The organism is Vibrio sp. SG41-7, assembly GCF_014164465.1.
GTDB lineage: Bacteria > Pseudomonadota > Gammaproteobacteria > Enterobacterales > Vibrionaceae > Vibrio > Vibrio splendidus.
The window spans coordinates 1-21,869 of sequence record NZ_JACJFF010000083.1 but is presented as its reverse complement, the minus strand read 5'-3'; the positions used below and the strand labels follow the sequence as shown (position 1 = coordinate 21,869).

General features: G+C 44.9%; 19 protein-coding genes. 8 read left to right on the top strand and 11 right to left on the bottom strand.

Annotated elements, in window-relative coordinates:
* Positions 1-94 precede the first annotated feature (94 nt).
* From H5300_RS18800 to H5300_RS18780, 5 genes are all read right to left on the bottom strand, one after another.
* Positions 95-283 (bottom strand): hypothetical protein, encoded by a 189-nt coding sequence (locus H5300_RS18800; RefSeq protein ID WP_004733419.1) that lies wholly within the window; start codon positions 281-283, stop codon positions 95-97.
* 165 nt (positions 284-448) lie between these two features.
* The gene (locus H5300_RS18795; RefSeq protein ID WP_182796596.1) at positions 449-1,543 is read right to left on the bottom strand and encodes a tetratricopeptide repeat protein; all 1,095 of its coding nucleotides are present in this window, start codon (positions 1,541-1,543) and stop codon (positions 449-451) included.
* Between the two features lie 156 nt (positions 1,544-1,699).
* Positions 1,700-2,368 (bottom strand): OmpA family protein, encoded by a 669-nt coding sequence (locus H5300_RS18790; protein ID WP_004733421.1) that lies wholly within the window; start codon positions 2,366-2,368, stop codon positions 1,700-1,702.
* Between the two features lie 142 nt (positions 2,369-2,510).
* Positions 2,511-3,200, bottom strand: coding sequence for a DUF2786 domain-containing protein (locus H5300_RS18785; RefSeq protein WP_004733422.1), 690 nt, complete (start codon positions 3,198-3,200; stop codon positions 2,511-2,513).
* A gap of 209 nt (positions 3,201-3,409) precedes the next feature.
* Positions 3,410-4,093 carry a DUF3334 family protein gene (locus tag H5300_RS18780; RefSeq protein ID WP_004733423.1) on the bottom strand — a complete coding sequence of 228 codons (684 nt, stop codon included), beginning with the start codon at positions 4,091-4,093 and terminating at the stop codon, positions 3,410-3,412.
* A gap of 221 nt (positions 4,094-4,314) precedes the next feature.
* Here H5300_RS18780 and H5300_RS18775 point away from each other — a divergent pair, with 221 nt between their 5' ends.
* The 3 genes from H5300_RS18775 to H5300_RS18765 all read left to right on the top strand — a co-directional run bounded on the left by H5300_RS18775 (position 4,315) and on the right by H5300_RS18765 (position 9,658).
* Positions 4,315-7,350 carry an FAD-binding and (Fe-S)-binding domain-containing protein gene (locus tag H5300_RS18775; protein WP_182796595.1) on the top strand — a complete coding sequence of 1,012 codons (3,036 nt, stop codon included), beginning with the start codon at positions 4,315-4,317 and terminating at the stop codon, positions 7,348-7,350.
* Positions 7,351-7,416: 66 nt separating this feature from the next.
* The gene (locus H5300_RS18770; protein ID WP_102454278.1) at positions 7,417-7,878 is read left to right on the top strand and encodes an isoprenylcysteine carboxylmethyltransferase family protein; all 462 of its coding nucleotides are present in this window, start codon (positions 7,417-7,419) and stop codon (positions 7,876-7,878) included.
* Between the two features lie 151 nt (positions 7,879-8,029).
* Positions 8,030-9,658 carry a trypsin-like serine protease gene (locus H5300_RS18765; protein WP_182796597.1) on the top strand — a complete coding sequence of 543 codons (1,629 nt, stop codon included), beginning with the start codon at positions 8,030-8,032 and terminating at the stop codon, positions 9,656-9,658.
* A gap of 123 nt (positions 9,659-9,781) precedes the next feature.
* Here H5300_RS18765 and H5300_RS18760 read toward each other — a convergent pair whose 3' ends face one another.
* From H5300_RS18760 to hutC, 6 genes are all read right to left on the bottom strand, one after another.
* Positions 9,782-10,507, bottom strand: coding sequence for a DUF3581 domain-containing protein (locus H5300_RS18760; protein WP_102498251.1), 726 nt, complete (start codon positions 10,505-10,507; stop codon positions 9,782-9,784).
* Positions 10,508-10,733: 226 nt separating this feature from the next.
* The gene (hutH, locus tag H5300_RS18755; RefSeq protein WP_017085756.1) at positions 10,734-12,266 is read right to left on the bottom strand and encodes a histidine ammonia-lyase; all 1,533 of its coding nucleotides are present in this window, start codon (positions 12,264-12,266) and stop codon (positions 10,734-10,736) included.
* A gap of 14 nt (positions 12,267-12,280) precedes the next feature.
* Positions 12,281-13,975 (bottom strand): urocanate hydratase, encoded by a 1,695-nt coding sequence (gene hutU, locus H5300_RS18750; RefSeq protein ID WP_061021576.1) that lies wholly within the window; start codon positions 13,973-13,975, stop codon positions 12,281-12,283.
* Between the two features lie 66 nt (positions 13,976-14,041).
* Entirely contained in the window at positions 14,042-15,070 is a 1,029-nt protein-coding gene (gene hutG, locus H5300_RS18745) for a formimidoylglutamase (RefSeq protein WP_182796594.1), read from the bottom strand.
* Positions 15,057-16,307: an imidazolonepropionase gene (gene hutI / locus H5300_RS18740; RefSeq protein WP_182796593.1), complete on the bottom strand. Its 1,251-nt coding sequence runs from the start codon at positions 16,305-16,307 to the stop codon at positions 15,057-15,059. The genes hutG and hutI overlap by 14 nt, the downstream gene beginning before the upstream one ends.
* Positions 16,308-16,420: 113 nt before the next feature.
* Positions 16,421-17,134: a histidine utilization repressor gene (gene hutC / locus H5300_RS18735; RefSeq protein WP_182796592.1), complete on the bottom strand. Its 714-nt coding sequence runs from the start codon at positions 17,132-17,134 to the stop codon at positions 16,421-16,423.
* A 181-nt stretch (positions 17,135-17,315) separates the two neighbouring features.
* On the opposite strand from hutC, the gene H5300_RS18730 reads away from it, so the two are divergent.
* The 5 genes from H5300_RS18730 to rplT all read left to right on the top strand — a co-directional run bounded on the left by H5300_RS18730 (position 17,316) and on the right by rplT (position 21,622).
* Positions 17,316-18,059, top strand: coding sequence for a sporulation protein (locus tag H5300_RS18730; protein WP_017063601.1), 744 nt, complete (start codon positions 17,316-17,318; stop codon positions 18,057-18,059).
* 385 nt (positions 18,060-18,444) lie between these two features.
* Positions 18,445-20,373, top strand: coding sequence for a threonine--tRNA ligase (gene thrS, locus H5300_RS18725; protein ID WP_029222173.1), 1,929 nt, complete (start codon positions 18,445-18,447; stop codon positions 20,371-20,373).
* 2 nt (positions 20,374-20,375) lie between these two features.
* Entirely contained in the window at positions 20,376-20,927 is a 552-nt protein-coding gene (infC, locus tag H5300_RS18720) for a translation initiation factor IF-3 (RefSeq protein ID WP_076646145.1), read from the top strand.
* Between the two features lie 104 nt (positions 20,928-21,031).
* Positions 21,032-21,226 carry a 50S ribosomal protein L35 gene (rpmI, locus tag H5300_RS18715; protein ID WP_004733518.1) on the top strand — a complete coding sequence of 65 codons (195 nt, stop codon included), beginning with the start codon at positions 21,032-21,034 and terminating at the stop codon, positions 21,224-21,226.
* 42 nt (positions 21,227-21,268) lie between these two features.
* Positions 21,269-21,622 carry a 50S ribosomal protein L20 gene (gene rplT / locus H5300_RS18710; protein WP_004733517.1) on the top strand — a complete coding sequence of 118 codons (354 nt, stop codon included), beginning with the start codon at positions 21,269-21,271 and terminating at the stop codon, positions 21,620-21,622.
* Positions 21,623-21,869 lie beyond the last annotated feature (247 nt).

Below are 21,869 nucleotides of genomic sequence, written 5' to 3'. Positions count from 1 at the left end.
GAAGAGAGAAGAGAGAAGAGAGAAGAGAGAAGATCTAAAACCACAGACACAAAAAAAGCGCCTTAGGCGCTTTCTTATATTTCAACGGTGTTGCTTATCTCAATGTCGCTTGGGAGAGTTTTGCTCTCATTTCCATTTCACCAATATTGAACTGGCGAACATCAATGGTTGCAATATCATTGCACTCTTTACATGCATGATGACACTTACCATCTAGGTAGTCGTGCTTTTTAACTAGGCTTGGCTTTTTGCACCAATCACAAACGCCTTCTATTGTGAACATATTCTCTCCTCACCTGTTTAAGTCAGGTGTATTTTCGGCGCAAATTATGACACAAGTAAGACCCATTAGTTAATAGTTTGTTACCCGTTTTTGAGAGGGGGATCGATTGCAACACTAATAAAATCGATATCTTTGCGACCTTGCAAATTTAATATGTGTAGTTGTTTACGGTTTTGTAACATTTTGTAAAATGGTTTTTAGCGCATTGTTCAAACGTTTCATTTCTTCGTCACATCCGTGACCATCTGGATGGTAGATCTTTGATAATTGTTTGTATCGTATCTTGATGCTTTTCTGGTCCGGAATTGAGCTAGGCGTGTAGCCAAATAGCGCACAAGCTACCTGAAAACTGTTCAAGCTCTTGTTGTTTTTCTGCTTCTTCAGTTCGTTATAGATAGTCTGAAGTTGGCGCTTTTGCTGCTTAATGGTGAAGTCTTTCGCGCTAAGTTGCGCTTCAAGTGTCTGCTGTTGCTGATTTAACTCACCAGACTTCAGAATCTGTCGCTTTCGCGATACAACCAGAGTCGCGCTGATACTTACTATTGCAATTAAAACGGCCAGTACTGCGCCGAGCATATAGTCAGAGTTTGTTAGGTTAGAACGTGTTGCTTGGTCTCTAGAAGTTAGTGCCGAAGGGAAGGTACTTGGTTGATTCGTATTGGCTTCTGCACTGACGTTGTCATTGAGCTGCTCAATCGAAGAGATCTGCTTAGCGCGTTGTTGGTTGAATTGGGCTTCGAGAACGCGATTGTAACCATCTTCTGCATCAGGGTTGTCTTTTAGGGCCGCTTCATACCATAGCTGTGCTGCATCTAATGGTTGGAGTAGATCTTTTTCAAGTGAGGACTCATAGATCTTTGCGACCTCAACTGAGGCGCGTTTGTTACCTTGCAATGCTGATTTGATAAACCATTCTAAAGCTAGCTTGTTGCTTTGTTCAACACCTGTTCCTGCCAAGTACCATTCACCCAGTCTAAATTGCGCGTTTGGGTTGCCATTTTCTGCTGACTGCGTGTACCAATACAATGCATCACTAGTGCTAACAGGAACGTCGATACCCGATTCATAAGCTTGAGCTAATTGGTATTGAGAAACTGGATCTTGAGGTTGTGACTCTTGAAATTGTGGAGCTAATGAAAATTCATCACTGCTTTCTGCGTGCACGAAATGTGTGGTGGACAACGGTATTGTGGAAAAGATGAGGGCTAGAAATAGAGCTCTAAGAAGTGATGATGACAGAATGTTGGATAGGATCAGCAAAAGATAAGTCTCGTAAAAAGCCCAGAATCGATATGTCAGTATGAATACGCTATGTGGCTGAGCGTTAAGTCGTAACGCTTAAAATAAGCGATACGAATGACAAGCAACTATATAGTGGTTAATTCAATAGATAAAGGTAACTGGGCTTTAACCGTGCTACTTAAGCGGCAATATTTGAATTTCTACGCGACGGTTACAAGCGCGACCTTGAGACGTGTTGTTGTCACATAGAGGGTAACGTTCACCGTTACCACGAGCAATGGCACGACCTGCAGCAACGTCTTGAGAGATCAAGAATGCACGAACAGATTCAGCACGACGCTCAGAAAGGATTTGGTTAGACGACTCGCTGCCAGTGCTGTCAGTGTGACCGTCGATCACTAGGCTAGTGTCTGGGTATTCAACTAAGATACGAGCAACACCGCGAAGTGTGTTGTGAATACTAGACTCTAAAGCGTAAGAGCCAGAACCAAAACCAATGCCGTTTTCTAGGCGAAGTAGAAGCTGGTTCTCACCAACGCGTTCAACTTGAACACCAGAGTTCATGAGTTCTTCACGAAGTGCAGCTTCTTGTTGGTCGAAGTAGTAACCGATACCACCACCAACTGCGGCGCCACCAGCAGCACCGATGAGTGCACGTTTACGGCGATCTTTAGAATCGTCACCAGTAGCAGCACCAGCAACGGCACCAGCGATTGCACCAATTAGAGCGCCTTGAGTTGCAGAGTTCGTCTCAGATTCGCCTGTTGTAGCATTTTGGCGTTGAGTTGCCTGACAACCCGTTAGAGCGACAGTAAGCGCTAGGGCTAGTGTGATTTTTTTCAACGTATTTCTCCATCATGTACTTCTGTCAAACGCATGGATTGCGAATGACAAACATATAGTCCTATAAGTATTATTGATGGTTTTAACAATGTGCTGAGGAAATGTAAAGAGCAAGCATTATGATTTAGCTAAATGGCATGCTCTACGATTTGGTGATTTTTTTAGCCGCTTGAGTTCCGCCAACAGGGCGGTTTACCGAAAGCTTACGACCTTTCTTCAAACCAACTTCATAGTCAGCGGTGAGGTTTTTCATCGCTTCTCTGAGTTGTTGTTTGAAGGTTTCACGGTCAATATTTTCAAATTCTTTATCAATGTAGTTATTGATTTTGTTGTTTGACTCGTCGTCCGGGGTAATGATTGGCAACTTTTCAAGCGCACCTTCTACCCAACCAGAGACGTAAGAGTTCACACGACGAGTGACTTCGAGAGTTCCTGTACCAGATCCTGCAAAGCTGTTTCTGAATTGACCCGTATGCTCGTTCAATTCGCGATAAATAATATCGAAAGCAAAGGCAGCAAAGATTGCTCGATCAGCTTCACCAATGAACTCCACACGCTTAAGGCCTTTGTGGTTCAGTAATACGGCTTCTACGCCAAACTTGGTGTTAATACCGCGAATAACACGCAGCAGTGTAGAGCTGATATTTGCAGGTAACAGGTGACTGGACTGAGTTTTCCCCATCTTGATAAATTCAATATCGTCTTTCTCGAGACCATATTTCAGCATCAAGTTATGCGCCATTTTTATCGCATTGGCCGCTTCATTGACGTTCGCAGAATTTCCAAGCTCAAGGCACTTGGCAATTTTCTTTAGGGCTTTTTTCTTATCCATCGACTACTTAATCATTACCGCAAATTTTGAAAAGTCCGACATTTTACATGTTTTGGCAGGTAACAGCAAAGTCAAAAGTCATTTGTTATTACGCGGTGAGCCATTTATGAAGGATGGAAGAGATGGCTTCTGGGTAATACAAAAACGCCATCAAGCGTATTGATGGCGTTAGTGACACGATTTTCCGGATTAACTAGAGCATTAGCAAACTAGATACCAAGTTCATCGAGTAGATCGGCTGCAGAATCATTACCTGAACTTTGAGCGGGCTTATTCGCTTCCTGCATTTTTTTCTGAGTAGCCTCAAGAATACTGTCTGGGCATTCGTCTTCAGCGATCTCAAATTCTTCCAATTGGATGAATTCTGTCTTATCCATTGCAAGCTCTAGATAGAAGATGTTGTTGTTTGCTGTCGAGAAGGTCACACGACGGGCTTGTGGACGATCGAGGTTAGTATCAACAGATAGGTTTACTTGCTTGTTCAATGCCAGCATTTTCGGTTGGTTCTGTGTGATGTTGGTTTGCAGTTCTTTACGGATCTTATTGGTGAAATCACCAACTAACTGGTTCATTAACTCACCTAAAACATCGCCCACTTCGTCTGAAGTGTGCAGTACCGCCAGCTCATCTTCTGGCATACCCATGTTACGCATGTAATTGGTATAGATCTCTAGCGCGGCTTTAGACGTAAAATTGATGACAACAAGACCAGAAAAGCCACCGTCAAATAAGACGAAACAACCAAAGTCTGGCTTCAGACTTGTCTTGTTGATCTTTTGAACCATAGCTGAATAGGACACCTGAGAAGCCGTCGCTGAAGTGAGTACGCTTGAGACTGATTGGCATAGCTTAAGAAGAATATCTTCAGTTGTGACTGTTTTGTTTTTTTTCATTGTGATGTGCTCATGGAGATGTCTTAAACAAAATGTTATTCAGTATATTGGACTGAATTAAGACGAAAGTGACTATTTCTCCATTCTTGCACTGAGATTCTGATTTGATCACCTTTTTATATGATCTTAATAGTAGTAAAGTGACGAAATTCAAAGAAAATTATTAAAAATCTCAGATAACCCAATGCTGATTGGATCAGCGAAGTAGGGGCAGGAAGCAAATGTTACCAAGACTTCAACTTAATGCTGATGTCGATCCAGTAGTCGTACGCTTTTTAGATGAACTAAAAACAGCGGGCTTTACTGGCGACATTGAATCTCAATATTCTAGCCGTTTGGCTGTGGCGACTGATAACAGTGTCTATCAGCAATTGCCGCAGGCGGTCATACTTCCTAAAACAACTCAAGACGTTGTGTTGCTCGGTCAGGTGGGTGCTAAATCCGCTTACGAACGCGTGACCTTTTCCCCTCGTGGCGGCGGTACCGGAACTAACGGACAATCGTTGACGAAAGGTATCGTGGTTGACCTTTCACGATACATGAATAAGGTTCTTGAGATTAACGAGAAAGAGGGCTGGGTAAGAGTTCAGTCTGGCGTCGTTAAAGACCAATTGAATGATGCGGTACGTCCCTACGGTTATTTTTTCTCTCCAGACCTTTCTACCAGTAACCGAGCAACCTTAGGTGGCATGATCAATACCGATGCTTCGGGCCAAGGGTCGTTGAAGTACGGAAAAACGTCTGACCATGTGTTGTCGCTACAAGCGGTGTTCGCGGATGGTTCTTGTTTAGAGTCTGATTTATCACACGGCTTGCCAGTTGAGGGTGAATTTGCTCACCATGCCCTTGCGGTTACTGAGGCAGTTTGTCGAGACAAGCGCGCTCAAATTCTTAATAAATTCCCACCATTGAACCGCTTCTTAACAGGTTACGACCTAAAGAACGCAATCAACGAACAAGACGACAGCTTTGATCTGACTCGCGTCCTATGTGGTGCAGAGGGCTCATTAGCCTTCATTACGGAAGCAAAGCTCAACCTAACGCCGATTCCCAAAGCGCGAACGCTGGTCAACGTGAAATACAACACGTTCGACTCTGCGCTGCGTAATGCGCCGTTCATGGTAGAAGCGAAAGCGCTGTCTGTAGAAACGGTTGATTCAAGAGTATTGAACCTAGCAAAGCAAGACATCGTTTGGCACACCGTGAGCGACCTGCTTATGGATGTTCCCAATAAAGAGATGCTTGGCATCAACATGGTTGAGTTTGCAGGCCAAGATGAAGCAGAAGTTGAACAACAAGTTCAAGCGCTGACTGCACAACTTGAAAGCATGCTTGAAACCGAAGAAGCCGGTGTGATTGGTTTCCAAGTATGCAGCGATTTGGCGAGCATTGGCCGAATTTACAACATGCGTAAAAAAGCGGTGGGTCTGTTAGGTGCGGCGAAAGGTCGAGCTAAGCCAGTCGCTTTTGCTGAAGATACCTGTGTACCACCGGAAAACTTGGCCGACTTCATCTCTGAATTTAGAGTGCTGCTCGATTCAAAAGAGCTCAACTACGGCATGTTTGGTCACGTTGATGCGGGCGTATTACACGTTCGTCCGGCACTTGATCTGTGTGACCCGATGCAAGAAGCACTGATGCACGAAGTCTCTGATGAAGTGGTTAAGCTGGTGGCTAAATACGGCGGCTTGATGTGGGGTGAGCACGGTAAAGGTTTCCGTTCTGAGTATGGCCCTGACTTCTTTGGTGAAGAGCTGTTTACTGAGTTAAGACGTGTTAAAGCAGCCTTTGACCCGCACAACAAGATGAACCCAGGCAAGATCTGTACGCCGTTAGAAAGCGACGCTGAATTGGTGAAAGTCACCGATACCAAGCGCGGCTTCTACGACCGTCAGATCGACGTACAAGTTCGTGATAGCTTCAAACAAGCCATGGAATGTAACGGTAACGGCTTGTGCTTCAACTACGATACGAGCTCGCCAATGTGTCCTTCGATGAAAGTCACTGCAGACCGTCGTCATTCACCAAAAGGCCGCGCAGGTTTGGTAAGAGAGTGGTTGCGTCAGTTAACGGAACAAGGCGTCGATATTCTCGATTTAGAGCAGGAAGCGCTGAAGGACAATACTCCGGTTAAAACCATGGTTGAGCGTGTTCGTAACACGATGAACAAACGCCATGAATACGATTTCTCGCATGAAGTTCACGAAGCGATGAATGGTTGTCTTGCATGTAAAGCGTGTGCGAGCCAGTGTCCGATTAAAGTCGATGTGCCGAGTTTCCGTTCTCGATTCTTGAACATCTATTACTCGCGTTATCAGCGCCCAGCAAAAGACTATTTAGTTGCCAACATTGAAACCATGCTGCCGTTAATGGCGAAAGCACCAAAGGTTGTTAACGCAGCATTGGGTCAAAAGTGGATACAAACCGCAACGGCTAAAACAGTCGGTTATGTTGATGCACCATTGATGTCGGTGCCTACGCTAAAAAATCGTCTGGCGAGTAAAGAACTGCAACTCTTCGACTTACAGTACTTAGAAGGCTTGTCTTCTGAGCAGAAGAAACAGCATGTACTTATCGTTCAAGACCCGTTTACTAGCTTTTATGATGCAGAGGTAGTCGAAGATTTCGTTACTCTGGCTCAGAAGCTTGGTAAAACACCGGTACTGCTGCCGTTCAAACCCAATGGAAAAGCGCTGCACATTAAGGGCTTCTTAAATCGTTTTGCTCGTGAGGCGAAATCTACATCGGATTTCTTGTCGATGGTGGCGGATATCGGTATTCCTTTGGTGGGTGTTGATCCTGCACTGGTACTTTGTTATCGCGATGAATACGTCGAGATCTTAGGTGACAAGCGTGGCGACTTTGATGTGCTCACCGTTCATGAATGGTTAATGCCATCGTTAGGTGAGTTCGAAGCGCGCTCAGCAAGTGAAGAGATGTGGTACTTGTTCGCTCACTGTACAGAGAAGACCAAGATGCCAAATGCGGAAAAAGAGTGGGGCGCTATCTTTAAACACTTTGGTGCTGCGTTAACCAGCGTTCCTGTCGGCTGTTGTGGTATGGCGGGTACTTTCGGCCATGAAGTGGATAAACTGCAAATGTCGAAAGACATATACGGTTTAAGCTGGAAACCTCAAATGCAGGACTTACCAAAAGATCGTTGTTTGGTGACGGGTTATTCTTGCCGTAGCCAAGTGAAGCGTTTTGAAGGAGAGAAACTTGCTCACCCATTACAGGCGCTAGCAAAAATTCTTTAATACATTTAGCCCAGCAATTGCTGGGCTTTTTTCTAAACTAACAAAGGAATGTTAATAAGGAAAAGTATGAAATTTCTAGAATTAAAAGTACCACCCGTTGCACTGTTCATTATTGTATTCGTAGCATCATACTTCTGTGCTCAGCAGTTGAGCCAAGGGACACTGGCATTACCTTATGGAATGGTTGTGCTAGGCGTCGGGATCATATTGAGTGGTGTGATTGGAATATCAGGCATATGGGAATTCCGAAAACAGAAAACCACCGTTAACCCGATTAAAGTCGAAACCGCGTCTGCAGTCGTGGACAGTGGAATCTTTGGCTACACGCGAAATCCAATGTATCTAGGGTTGTTTATCCTGCTATTTTGCTTTGGTTACTTCTTCCAAAACCTGTTCAGTGTCTTACTCAGTTTTGTATTCGTAATCTACATGAATCAGTTCCAAATTAAGCCAGAAGAACGCGCTCTAGAGCAATTATTCGGTGCGGAATATGTTGATTACAAACAAAAGGTTAGGCGCTGGATCTGATGTGGATTCAGATACAATTGACCATTTAGATAAGAATTATTATCGTTTGGTTGATCTATATCACAAATTAATGTGATTTGGGTTTCATATTGATTTTTTATAAAATAGTCTGCGCTTCATTATTAAAATGAATAAAGGCTAGGTAATGAAAATTGTTCAGGCGAAATGGTTGTCGCTAGGTGTCTGTGTAGTGAGTCTGTCTTCAACGTCGGTGTTGGCAGATGTTTCAGCTCGAATTATAAATGGTAAAGAAGCAACACAAGAGAATTGGCCATTTATGGCTGCGCTAGTCTCAAGGAACGTGAACGCTTATGACGGTCAGTTTTGTGGTGCGAGCTTCATTGGTGAGCGATATGTATTAACTGCCGCTCACTGTGTGGAAGGTAATGGTCGTGAAGATCTAGATGTGGTGATTGGCGTATCAAACCTTTCTGCCTCTCAAGCTGCACAACATCGATACGCTGTTGATAATATTTATGTACATGAATATTACAACTCTGTAGCGACAGGCAATGATATAGCCATTATTGAGCTCGTAGAAAAGCCAGCTGAGTTTGTGGTTAATCTCGTTGATGGTTATGTTCGCGGTAACCTGAATGATGGTCAAATGCTAACGGTCATGGGCTGGGGTGATCAGGACGCATCCGATGGGTATTCATCGAAGAGTGAATTGTATCAAGTTAATGTTCCCCTTGTTAATCAGTACCAATGCAATACTGTTCCTTACAGTGGCTACTCTTCTATTGGTAGCGACGCGTTCTGTGCGGGTTACAGTGATGGTGGTTATGATTCGTGTCAGGGTGACAGTGGCGGTCCAATTGTTGTTTCGACCAATGGAACGTATGAACAACTGGGTATTGTGAGCTGGGGTAAAGGATGTGCAGAAGCTAACGCTTACGGTGTCTATACTAACATTAGCCACTTTGATGATTGGATTGATGAGCAGAAAGCAGGGTTTAGTTACCGTCAAATTGAAATGCTAGGAGCAAAATTATTGGCGCCTATTTCACATACCTTTGAATTCACAAATAAATCTGATCAAAACATTGCAGTAAACCGTGTTTATCCAATTTCAGGTAATGATACTGTTATAACAGACAACGGATGTAGCATTTTAACTGTAGGGCAAAGCTGTGAAGTTGTGGTTAGTTACGACCTAAACTCAATCGGTGAACATGAATTTGGTATTAATGTTGACACTGACTTGTTGGTAGGCACGGTTACTTCAACGGTTTCTGTTATAGGGGCGAGATCTGTAACGAATACTGTGAACTCTTATGTCAGCATACCAAACAGTGGCGTCTACAGCACACAAGCGTGGGGTACCGAAGGATCAACAATCGTCTCTCCATCAATAGGTAGCAGCGAATCGACAATGTTGGTTGTAGAGGGTATACCGACCGGGACAGTCTCTTTCGATGTGACGGTATCGTCTGAGTTGGATCATGATTACCTTGAGCTCTATATCAACGGTCAAGAATTCGATAAAGAATCAGGTCAGCTTTCTGGTTCAGTGAACCTGCCGATGGTTAGGGATTCCAACAACAGTCTTATGATTAAATATGTGAAAGATTGGTATGGCTCTTACGGGGATGACAGAGTTACGATCAAAAACTTTGCTTATACCGATGAGATAAAGATATCTAAGTCTGAGGGCACGCAGAACGCAAAAAGCTCAGGCGGTGGCAGCGGTGGTTCACTGGCTTGGCAATGGTTACTCGTCCTTTTCGGTGGTTTGATTGTACGAAAATCATTTCCATCACTAAAGCTTAATGGATAACCATCGAAACTATGTGACTGATGGTTACGTACTAAAAAAGCCCAGCTTGAGGATATCAAGCTGGGCTTTATTGATCTTATTCTAGAGCTTATTTACATCGAGATGTGTAAATAAGGATGCTGATTAAGCGGCAGCTGCGAACTGAGCTAGAAACATCTCTTTACGCTCGTTGAAGCGGTTTACTAGGTCGTCTACAGAAGCTTGGTCGTATGGCTTAAGGCCACTTGCTACCATGCGTTTCACGCCTTTACCGACAACTTCGCCGTCTTCTTTGAAATCGAAGTTCAGTGTCACGATGCCACGCTTGCCTTCAACATCAAAAGTCGCACCAGAGAATTCTACTTCTGGGTGAGATAGGTCTAGGCGAGTAAATTCAACTTCCATGCTCTCGTAAATCACAAGAGGACGTTGGCAGTTGATCATCATCTGTTGCTCTTCCATAAGAGGGACCATGATGTGTGGGAAGTTCATGCCAGAGAACTTAACGTAGTTTGTTACTACGTGTTCGATGAATGCTTGATCGTAGCTCTTTTCACCTTCACAAGACATGTGCAGGTACTCTTTGCCTTTCTCGTCAACCAGTGAGCTTTCTTTCTCACATTTGTTGTCAACGCTTAGCGCAATACCGTTACCCACCATACCTGAAAAATCAAAACGCATTTTTTGGCTGATGCCTTCTTTTTGCAGAAGTACTGCAAACAAAAGATCGCCAGGCACGCAGAAGCGCTTGTTGTCTTCATCGTGAATTGGGTTGAAGTCAGCGGCTACTTTTTTAGCAAAGTGGCTAGCCTGTTCACGAGTGAATTGAAATTGATTGTCTTCAGTAGAAAAGTAAGGTGTCAGAAACATAGTATCGCTATTAGTCATCAAATCTGGGGTGGATTATAGCTAACTAACTTCGTTCTAATGGTCTATCCAGTTAACTTTGCTTATATATCAGTCAATTAGATAAATACGTTGGATGGTATGTGACGATTTGAAGGGAGATATGGCCTTTGGCTCAATGCAACAAGGGCTAATTAATAGCCCTTGTTTATATGACACTCTAATGGGTGTTGTTCAGAATGTTTTTGCTTTAAAAGCTACACAAAGTGCCTTCTGGCATTAGGTGATTATGAACGGATAATTTGAGCAATAAGTTCGCTTGTTCAATATCCGGAGCAAAATATCTGTCTTTGTCGTAAAAGCTGACTTTTTCACGCAGAATCTGTTTCGCTTCTTCCACACGAGGAGAAGATAGATTCGGAGCGCGGAAGTCTAGCCCTTGTGCTGCTGCTAAATATTCTACTGCCAATATCCCACGGGTGTTTTCAGCCATGTATCTAAGCCTACGAGCGGCAAAGGTGGCCATTGATACGTGGTCTTCTTGGTTTGCAGAAGTAGGTAGGCTGTCTATTGACGCCGGATGAGCCAAGGTTTTGTTCTCACTAGCGAGTGCTGCAGACGTTACTTGAGCAATCATAAAGCCCGAGTTCACGCCGCCGTTATCGACCAAGAAAGGTGGAAGTTTGCTTAGCGCACTATCAATCAACAACGCCATTCTACGCTCTGACAAGCTACCGATTTCAGCTATCGCTAGTGCAAGGTTATCGGCTGCCATTGCGACAGGTTCTGCGTGGAAGTTACCGCCCGAAATGATGTCGCCATCGTCAGCGAAAACAAGTGGGTTGTCGGATACGGCATTTGCTTCAATGTTTAAGGTTTCTGCTGAATTACGAATCTGCTGTAAACACGCCCCCATCACTTGAGGCTGGCAACGCAGCGAGTAAGGGTCTTGAACCTTTTCACAACAAGTGTGTGATTCACCAATCTCACTCTTTTGATCAAGCATATGGCGGTAAGCAAGTGCTGCATCCATTTGACCACGATGACCACGAACGCGGTGTATGCGAGGATCAAACGGACGACGACTACCCAGCGCGGCTTCAACAGACATCGCGCCACACACGGTTGCAGACGCAAACAAGTCTTCAGCTGCGAACAGACCTTCTAATGCAAAGGCTGTCGATGCTTGTGTGCCGTTCAACAGAGCTAAGCCTTCTTTCGGAGCAAGTGTGATTGGCTCCAAGCCTGCGATCTGCATTGCTTCTAAGCCCGTGATGATTTTGCCGTTGTGACGTGCTTGGCCTTCACCTAGCAGAACGGTACTCATGTGTGCAAGGGGAGCGAGATCTCCAGAAGCTCCTACTGAACCTTTCTGTGGAACACATGGGTAAACCTGCGCGTTTACTAGATCGATAAGAGCGTTGATTACCTTGAGTCGGATACCCGAGTAACCACGAGACAAGCTGTTAATCTTAAGTACCATCATCAAGCGCACAGTTTCATCAGACATGAACTTGCCGATGCCCGCTGCGTGGGAAAGCACGATACTTTTCTGTAGTACTTCTAAATCTTCAGGGGCAATTTTGGTATTTGCTAGCAAGCCAAAACCCGTATTGATGCCATACACAGTGCGATCTTCAGCAATCACTTGTTCGACTACGTGCATGCTCGCTTCTATATCAGGAATCGCTGCTGGATCGAGTGATAAGTTCACAGGGCTACGGCTAATCTTACGAAGTTCAGGTAGGCCAAGAAGTCCTGGTTTAAGTAATAAATTCAACATGTTCTCTCCAGACATTAAAGGCGACGAAGTTCTTCGTTTAGCATAGGTAAATCAAGCTTCTGCTCTTTAGCACACTGCTTGGCAATATCGTAACCCGCATCAGCATGACGCATAACGCCTGTTGCTGGGTCGTTGTGAAGTACACGAGCAATGCGCTGTGATGCATCTTCACTGCCGTCACAACAAATCACCATTCCGGAGTGTTGTGAGAAGCCCATGCCAACGCCGCCACCGTGGTGGAGAGAAACCCATGTTGCGCCGCCTGCAGTATTTAGCAGAGCATTCAATAGAGGCCAATCTGATACGGCATCTGATCCATCCATCATGCCTTCTGTTTCGCGGTTCGGGCTCGCTACTGAGCCTGAATCTAGGTGGTCACGACCGATAACAACTGGTGCTTTTAGTTCGCCATTTTTAACCATTTCATTGAATGCTTGGCCTAAACGTTCACGATCTTTCAAACCAACCCAACAAATACGAGCGGGTAAGCCTTGGAACTGAATGCGTTCACGCGCCATATCTAGCCAGTTGTGTAGATGTGGGTTATCTGGAATCAGTTCTTTTACTTTTTGGTCTGTTTTGTAGATGTCTTCTGGGTCACCAGATAGGGCAGCCCAACGGAACGGACCGACGCCTTCACAAAATAAAGGTCGTATATATGCAGGAACGAAGCCTGGAAAATCAAACGCGTTTTCCACACCTTCTTCAAGTGCCATTTGGCGAATGTTGTTGCCGTAATCGACGGTCGCAGCGCCACGGTACTGAAGATCTAACATAGCTTGAACTTGAATCGCCATTGATTGCTTAGCGGCTTTCACTACTTTCGCTTCATCAATTAAACGTTCTTGCGCCGCTTTCTCCATCGTCCAACCTTGCGGCAAGTAGCCGTTCAGCGGATCGTGGGCAGAGGTTTGGTCAGTCACTACGTCTGGCGTGATATTGCGTTCAACAAGCTCTGGGAATACGTCTGCTGCGTTACCGAGTAGGCCAACAGAGATAGGTGTGTCTGATTCTTTAATCATTGCCATCGCTTCATCGATGCTGGTGGCTTTTTTGTCGACATAGCCAGTACGCAAGCGGTAATCGATTCGTGATTCATCACATTCAACCGCGATCATTGAAAAGCCAGCCATAGTCGCTGCGAGAGGTTGAGCACCGCCCATACCGCCAAGACCACCCGTTAGAACCCACTTGCCGTTTGCTTCACCTTGGAAATGTTTCTTCGCGATAGCAACAAATGTTTCGTAAGTACCTTGAACGATGCCTTGAGAGCCAATGTAAATCCAGCTACCTGCGGTCATTTGGCCGTACATCATCAAGCCTTCTTTATCGAGCTCGTTGAAGTGTTCCCAGTTCGCCCAGTGTGGAACAAGGTTTGAGTTCGCGATCAGTACGCGAGGTGCGTTTTTATGAGTTGGGAACACACCTACAGGTTTACCTGATTGAACAAGCAACGTTTGGTCGTCTTCTAAACGCTCTAATACTTCAACAATCTTGTCATAACATTTCCAATCACGTGCCGCGCGACCGATACCGCCATACACAACCAGTGCATGTGGATGTTCTGCCACATCAGGGTCTAGGTTATTCATCAGCATACGCAGTGGTGCTTCTGTTAACCAAGATTTAGCGCGCAATGTGGTGCCATGAGGTGCGCGAATTTCGCGAGTCGTGTCGAGACGAGGGTCACTGTTGTGGTGTTCCGTCATTTTGGAATTCCTTCTGTTTCACGTTATATCGTTGTAGTTGTAGTTGTAGTTATCGGTATAGCTGGATTAGTCGCTGGCCATTGCAGAGGCAATATCCCAACACAAACGTGCCGCCAATCGAGCCGTTTGGCCATCGACGTCGTAGTCTGGGTTGTATTCCGCAATGTCCGCGATAATGAGTTTTTCACTGTGTTGGAAAATCTGTTCTAGAAAAGGAGCGAGTGCTTCATAGCTCACGCCTCTTGCCGCTGGTGCACTGACGCCCGGCGCAGTCGCCGCTGGAAATACGTCTAGATCGATAGTGAGATAGAGGTAATCACACTCAGCGATGAATTTTTGTAACTTAACCAGTTGAGCGACTTGGTTTACTTGGGTCATGTTGCGGTCGTGTTCATACCAAACGCCCAGTTGGTCTGCTTTATTAAACAGCGCTTTGGTATTACTAGCCGCACTCACACCAAGACAAGCGTAATGAAAAGGCCACTGATGTGTATGGCAGTAATCGCTAATCTGGTTGAAAGGCGTACCTGAACTCGGTTTAATATCAGTAATGTTGCTTTCAAATTCGCGAAGATCAAAGTGAGCATCAAAATTGACGATACCGATCTTAGGTTTGTGCTCTGATTGAATTTTATTTAGATGTTCCGCAAGACCTTGGAACGATGCCCAAGCAACCTCGTGACCACCGCCAAGGGTAATCACTTTGTTGGTTGATAAAGCATTAGCAATTACAGACGCACACTGTTTTTGGCTGACTTCGAGCTGGCCATCATTACATTCGATATCACCAAGATCCGCGATGTGCGCGTCACTGTGCCAAGCCATATTAGCCAACGCTTGGCGAATCAGGTTGGGTGCTTGTTTCGCGCCCACGCGTCCTTTATTCCTTGCAACACCGGCATCGCTGGCAAAGCCTACCAAGGCGATAGCGCCATCAGTAAGCTCGTTACTTAAATCGCTACTTTGCACTTGCTTGGTAATGTGATGAACGCGGGTGCCGAGTGCGCCATCTTCAAGATCATTACGCCCAGTCCACACGAAGTTATGTACGGTTTCTGCGTTCTTTTGAATGCTGTTGGATTTAGATTGAGTCATGACATACCTCGCCATTAACAATGCGTTTATGCAGATGAGGAACACCAACTTGATAGCTTAAGTCGGCAGGGTGAACGATATTCCAGATAGCCAAATCAGCGGCATAACCAATTTCAATTCTGCCTTTGGTTTGTGATTCGCCAATGGCAGCCGCAGCATGACAAGTTACACCGCGTAGCGCTTCTTCAGGCGTCGTACCAAACAGGGTGCAGCTCATGTTCATCATTAGTGTTAAGTCAGCAAAAGGAGAAGTGCCGGGGTTTAAGTCGGTCGCTATCGCCATTGGAATGTTGTGTTCACGAAGTAGGGCGACTGGCGGCTGTTGAGTCTCTTTCAGGAAGTAGAAAGCACCGGGTAGCAAGGTGGCAACGGTGCCTGATTCCGCCAGTGCTTTGACTCCTATTTCATCAAGGTATTCGACATGGTCAACAGAGAGTGCGCCGTATTTAGCTGCAAGCGCGCTGCCACCCATATTCGAAAGTTGTTCAGTGTGGCCTTTAATCGCTAGCCCATGCGCTTTGGCTGCTGCAAAGACACGTTCGGTTTGTTCAAGGTTGAAGCCGATAGATTCACAGAACACGTCAACCGCATCGGCTAGGCCTTGCTCTGCAGCTTTAGGAATGATCTCTTGGCAAACCAGATCGATATAGCTGTCCGGTTGTTCTTTATATTCGGGTGGCACAGCATGGGCTGCAAGGAGAGTGGTGGTGATCTTAATTCGGCGATGATTCTCTAACGCTTTGGCTGCACGTAACATCTTGAGCTCATCTTCAAGAGTTAAACCATAGCCGGATTTTACTTCGATGCTGGTTACGCCACTTCTTAGTAGGCCATCGAGCCTAGGTAGTGCCATTTCAACCAGTTCAGATTCTTGTGCTGCGCGCGTTGCGGTTACTGTCGCTAAAATACCACCGCCTTGCTTGGCGATGTCGGTGTAAGACACACCATTCAAACGCTGCTCAAATTCATTGGCACGATTACCCGCAAATACGAGGTGAGTGTGGCAATCAATCAGCCCAGGGGTGACTAACTTGTTTTTGCAATCATAGGTGATGTAATCCAAAGAACCATCAATACTTACTTGTTCTAACTCAGAAGCAAGTACGTCTTGGTTTGAACAAGAGATGGACACGATTTTACCGCTTTCGATAACGATATCTTGAGGAGAGGAGGGCTGATAACCGTCGACTCCCGAACTCATGGAGACCACTCGTGCGTTTTTGAGGATCAAATTCATAATCACCTAGATCTTTGCTAAACATTAAATGTATATACAAATAAATAGGCTAAACGCTGACCCGAATCAAGTCGATGTTGCAAAAATGTGATCGGCGATCAGGATGATGTTCTTTAATTTAGAAGTATCTTGGAGCTTAATTTGTACTTAGAACCAGGATGGTAGAGCAATGCAAAGCTGATGAGGCGCTCTTTACTCCATGTTCTTCTATTCAAAAGTAGGCAAGGCTCTGATTCAGATAGCTTTAGTGACGTTCTGATTTGAGAGTCAGGAATAATGGCTTCAACCGTGTGCTCGATTGCACTCAACGGGCAGCTTTTTGAAAGGTATTCATTGGGTGTAGAGGTTGAAAAGTCTTGCTCTAGGTATTTTGGTGCGGCTTGCGAGTTCACCCAGCGCGCTTCCAATTGAATCGGTGTGTTGTCAGCAAAGTGGATGATTTCACTATAGAATACTTCGGCATTGATCATCACACCTAACCGTGTCGCGGTGCTTTCATCTGCCTTGATGCTCTTGTGCTTGATAACCTGGCTAGCATACGTTTGACCTCGGTCTTTGATCTCTTGCGCTATGTTGTTGATATCAAGCAGCGGAGATTGCGCTTTTTCGTCTGGTTCACAAACAAAAGTCCCCAGTCTTGGTTTCCTGATGAGCTTGCCTTCAGACACCAGATCTCGAATGGCTTTATTGACCGTCATTCGACTCACATTGAACTGCTCTGTGAGTTCGAGTTCTGTGGTTATCTGGTAACCCACTGGCCAGTGACCATTGTTGATATTATCGTCTATGAACTGTTTTATCTGTAGGTAGAGCGGCGCTTTCGACATAATGAAACCTTATTTGACTATACAAATAGAGTAACGGAATTTTTCACGATTTCAACATTTCCTCGGGCAATGTGACCTTATTCAACATAGATGGGGCAAATTGCTTGATTCTGTGAGGCAAGTGTCGCAAATTGTCACGCAATAACTATTCGTAAATCAGATAATTAGAAAGGGAAATAATATGTTTAAGAAATTAAAGGCCTCGTTGGGCATCGGTGCAGCAAAGGTTGATACTGTCTTAGATAATATTGAAGTTTTCCAAGGTGGAGAATTGTCTGGCAATGTTCACATTGTTGGTGGTGACGTTGAGCAACAGATCGACCTGATCAACTTGGTTCTCAACACAGAAGTAAAAGTAGAAACGGAAGACAGCACCAGCTACGAAACCTTTTCACTGGGTCGTATTCAAGCCGTAGAGCCTTTCGTTATCCAACCGGGTGAAACCAAACTGGTTCCATTCCGTCTTAAGTTAAATGATGAAACGCCAGTCACCGCGTTGAACGCACAAATGAACCAATGCCATGTGTGGGTTGAAACCAACCTAGATATAGGCTTCGCGATTGACCCTAAAGACCGTGACTTTATCTCCGTACACCCACTGCCAACAGTGGCTAAAATCATCCAAGGCGTGGAAGCATCGGGTATGGCAATGGTGAAAGCAGACGTAGAGAAGGGCTTCTTGAAAGGCAACAGCTTTGCTTCTCGTTCGGGCTGTTACCAAGAGATTGAGTTTCGCAGCGGCGGCTTCATGAATAATAAAGAGATCGAGCTGTCATTTATCGTAGATGGCTCTATGGTGCACTGCCTAGCAGAAATCGACCGCTCAATGAGCTTCCGCGGCGACCAATACATCTCATTCAGCTTGCCTGCGAACGCGGCGGATTCAGACATTCGCAACGCCGTCTCAAGAATCATGAGTGCGTAGTTGCTCTCTCGGTTAGTAGTTACTCTTTCTATTAATAGAGACAAGACAGTACGATTTCTAAAGCCGAACTTATCCGTTCGGCTTTTTTGTTTGTAAATAGAGACAAAGAACCAATCATTGAACGTTAGCTTAGGGTGTTAAAAGGTCCTATATAGAAGAGACATTTAAGTTACGTAGTTTTTGTGGCGCTGTGGGACTAACATTGTCATTTCATATAATTTCGTTACAATGTTCGGCTACTCACAAATGGGGCATCTGTATTTGCTTCTATGTGGGTATCTTTATTATGCATATATCTCCGATCGACATACTTGTTGATTGAAAAACATATATTAAACATTTTCATGTGTTGCTTGGTGTGCAACACCACTGTAAAGGACAAATAATGCCAATTATTACTCTTCCTGACGGTAGTCAGCGTCAATTTGACAACCCTGTATCAACTCTAGATGTTGCCCTATCAATCGGTCCTGGTCTTGCGAAAGCAACCATTGCTGGTCGTGTAGACGGCGAGCGTGTTGATGCTTGTGATCTTATCGAAAACGATGCAAGCCTAGAAATCATCACAGCTAAAGATGAAGTCGATGGCCTTGAGATCGTTCGTCACTCTTGTGCTCACCTTTTAGGTCACGCGATTAAGCAGCTTTTTCCAGAAGCGAAAATGGCGATCGGTCCTACCATCGATAACGGTTTCTACTACGATATCGACCTTGAGCACTCTCTAACGCAAGAAGATCTAGAAAAGATTGAAAAGCGTATGAAAGAGCTAGCGAAGACCAAGTACCAGGTTGTTAAGAAGAAAGTTAGCTGGCAGGAAGCGCGTGACGCATTCGAAGCTCGCGGCGAGACTTACAAAATCGAAATCTTGGACGAGAACGTTTCTAAAGACGATCGTCCAGGCCTGTACCATCATGAAGAATACATCGATATGTGTCGTGGTCCACACGTTCCACATATGGGCTTCTGCCAACACTTCACGCTACTTAACGTAGCGGGTGCTTACTGGCGTGGTAACAGTGACAACAAGATGCTTCAACGTATCTACGGCACTGCATTCCACGACAAAAAAGCGCTTAAGGCTCACCTAGTGCGCCTAGAAGAAGCGGCTAAGCGTGATCACCGTAAAATCGGTAAGCACTTAGATCTATTCCACATGCAGCAAGAAGCACCAGGCATGGTGTTCTGGCATCACAATGGTTGGACTATCTTCCGTGAGCTAGAAGTATTTATTCGTCAGAAGCTGACTGAGTACGATTACCAAGAAGTTAAAGGCCCATTAATGATGGACCGTGTTCTTTGGGAACGTTCTGGTCACTGGGATAAGTACGCTGAAGCGATGTTCACTACTTCTTCAGAGAACCGTGAATACGCGATTAAGCCAATGAACTGTCCTGGTCACGTTCAAATCTTCAACCAAGGTTTGAAATCTTACCGTGATCTACCGCTACGTATGGCTGAGTTCGGCTCATGTCACCGTAACGAGCCGTCTGGCGCACTTCACGGCATTATGCGTGTTCGTGGCTTCACTCAAGATGATGCTCACGTATTCTGTACTGAAGACCAAGTTCAGCAAGAAGTTAAAGCTTGTATTGAAATGGTTTACGATACTTACACAACTTTCGGTTTCGAAAACATTGTTGTTAAGCTATCTACTCGTCCAGAACAGCGCGTAGGTTCAGACGAAATGTGGGACCGTGCAGAGGCCGATCTTAAGCAAGCGCTTGAGGCGATGGAGATTGCATACGAGATTCAAGAAGGCGAGGGTGCGTTCTACGGACCTAAGATTGAATTTACTTTGCATGATTGTTTGGACCGCGCATGGCAATGTGGTACAGTGCAGCTCGATTTTGCATTACCAGAACGTTTAGGTGCAACTTACGTAGGTGAAGATAACGAGCGTCACACGCCAGTTATGATCCACCGCGCGATTTTAGGTTCACTAGAACGCTTCATTGGTATTCTTATTGAAGAATACGCTGGCTTCTTCCCAACGTGGTTGGCGCCAGAACAAGCAATTGTTATGGGCATTACGGACAAACAGTCTGAATATGTACAAGAAATTGCGAAAAAACTGCAAAAAAGTGGATTTAGAGTCAAAGCAGACTTGAGAAATGAGAAGATTGGCTTTAAAATCCGCGAACATACTTTGAAACGTGTACCGTTCATGCTTGTGTGTGGTGACCAAGAAATGGAAGCCGGCGAAATTGCAGTACGTACACGTAAAGGTAAGGACCTTGGTAAATTTAAAGTGGATGACTTTATTTCATACATCCAAGCCGAGGTTTCAAACCGTAAGCTCAATCTGGAGGAATAGCTATTAAAGGCGGAAGACGTGGCCAACAACCGGCCAAACAAAACCAGCACCGTTTAAACGGTGACATTCGTGGCGTTCGTGAAGTGCGTCTAACTGGCGCAGACGGCGAAGCTGTTGGTGTAGTAACAATCGCTGAAGCGATGGAAGCTGCAAATGAAGCTGGTATGGATCTCGTAGAGATCAGCCCTAACGCCGAGCCGCCAGTTTGTCGTGTGATGGACTACGGTAAGTTCCTCTTCGAGAAGAGCAAAGCTGCGAAAGAGCAGAAGAAAAAGCAAAAGCAGGTTCAGATCAAGGAAATTAAATTCCGACCTGGAACTGATATTGGAGACTATCAGGTAAAACTACGCAACCTGACTGGTTTCCTTGAAGACGGCAACAAAGTGAAGGTAACAATTCGCTTCCGTGGCCGCGAAATGGCTCACCAAGAAATCGGTGTTGACGTTCTTAATCGTTTGAAAATCGATACTGAAGAATTTGCAGTTGTCGAATCTTTCCCAACGAGAATTGAAGGTCGCCAGATGATCATGGTGTTGGCCCCTAAAAAGAAGTAATTAACGGCTTTACAAGTAATTAAACCTTGCAGCCATAGGCTGTAGGGTTTTATTCGCCCTAATTACTATGTTATTAACAACTCAACAATGCGGAGTTATTCATCATGCCTAAGATGAAAACCAACAAAGGTGCTGCTAAGCGTTTCCAGAAAACTGCTGGTGGTATTAAGTTTAAGCACGCTGGTAAACGTCACATCCTGACTAAGCGTACTACTAAGAACAAGCGTCAGCTTCGTCCGAACTCAATCCTTCCAAAATGTGAAGTGGCTGCAGTTCTACGTATGATGCCATACGCTTAATTCTTTTTAGTTTATAAATTCGTTTAGTTTAGGAGAAGCATAATGCCTCGCGTAAAACGTGGTGTACAAGCTCGTGCACGTCATAAGAAAGTTCTAAAACAAGCTAAAGGTTACTACGGAGCACGTTCACGTGTTTACCGCGTAGCTTTCCAAGCAGTTACCAAAGCTGGTCAATACGCTTACCGTGACCGTCGCAACAAGAAACGTCAATTCCGTCAACTTTGGATTGCACGTATCAATGCGGCATCTCGTCAAAATGGTCTATCTTACAGCCGTTTCATCAATGGCCTTAAGAAAGCATCTATCGAGATCGACCGTAAGATTCTTGCTGACATCGCAGTATTCGACAAAGCAGCATTTGCTGTTCTAGTTGAAAAAGCGAAAGCATCTCTATAATTTAGAGTTAGCTTAAAGGTTTAAGAAAAGGAGAACTTCGGTTCTCCTTTTTTATTGCCTGTAATTTGGCTCTTTAGAGATTCCTTCCTTGCTTCCTTGCTTCCTTGCTTCCTTCGTCAGTCTAGGGAATAATGAAATGGACCCACCCTTCTAAACGGCGTCGCAATGCGCCAAGATGAATATTAAACACAATCATCTAACTGAGGGTAGGTCCATATGAAAACTATAACGATCGGATTAGATATAG

Bases quoted from the DNA above. Each gene is read 5' to 3' on its own strand.
- hutI (WP_182796593.1), bottom strand. From the start codon at position 16,307: ATGAATTTGATCCTCAAAAACGCACGAGTGGTCTCCATGAGTTCGGGA.
- hutU (WP_061021576.1), bottom strand. From the start codon at position 13,975: ATGACGGAACACCACAACAGTGACCCTCGTCTCGACACGACTCGCGAA.
- hutH (WP_017085756.1), bottom strand. From the start codon at position 12,266: ATGTTGAATTTATTACTTAAACCAGGACTTCTTGGCCTACCTGAACTT.
- H5300_RS18800 (WP_004733419.1), bottom strand. From the start codon at position 283: ATGTTCACAATAGAAGGCGTTTGTGATTGGTGCAAAAAGCCAAGCCTA.
- hutG (WP_182796594.1), bottom strand. From the start codon at position 15,070: ATGACTCAATCTAAATCCAACAGCATTCAAAAGAACGCAGAAACCGTA.
- H5300_RS18730 (WP_017063601.1), top strand. From the start codon at position 17,316: ATGTTTAAGAAATTAAAGGCCTCGTTGGGCATCGGTGCAGCAAAGGTT.
- H5300_RS18770 (WP_102454278.1), top strand. From the start codon at position 7,417: ATGAAATTTCTAGAATTAAAAGTACCACCCGTTGCACTGTTCATTATT.
- thrS (WP_029222173.1), top strand. From the start codon at position 18,445: ATGCCAATTATTACTCTTCCTGACGGTAGTCAGCGTCAATTTGACAAC.
- H5300_RS18775 (WP_182796595.1), top strand. From the start codon at position 4,315: ATGTTACCAAGACTTCAACTTAATGCTGATGTCGATCCAGTAGTCGTA.
- rplT (WP_004733517.1), top strand. From the start codon at position 21,269: ATGCCTCGCGTAAAACGTGGTGTACAAGCTCGTGCACGTCATAAGAAA.
- H5300_RS18760 (WP_102498251.1), bottom strand. From the start codon at position 10,507: ATGTTTCTGACACCTTACTTTTCTACTGAAGACAATCAATTTCAATTC.
- H5300_RS18785 (WP_004733422.1), bottom strand. From the start codon at position 3,200: ATGGATAAGAAAAAAGCCCTAAAGAAAATTGCCAAGTGCCTTGAGCTT.
- H5300_RS18780 (WP_004733423.1), bottom strand. From the start codon at position 4,093: ATGAAAAAAAACAAAACAGTCACAACTGAAGATATTCTTCTTAAGCTA.
- hutC (WP_182796592.1), bottom strand. From the start codon at position 17,134: ATGTCGAAAGCGCCGCTCTACCTACAGATAAAACAGTTCATAGACGAT.
- rpmI (WP_004733518.1), top strand. From the start codon at position 21,032: ATGCCTAAGATGAAAACCAACAAAGGTGCTGCTAAGCGTTTCCAGAAA.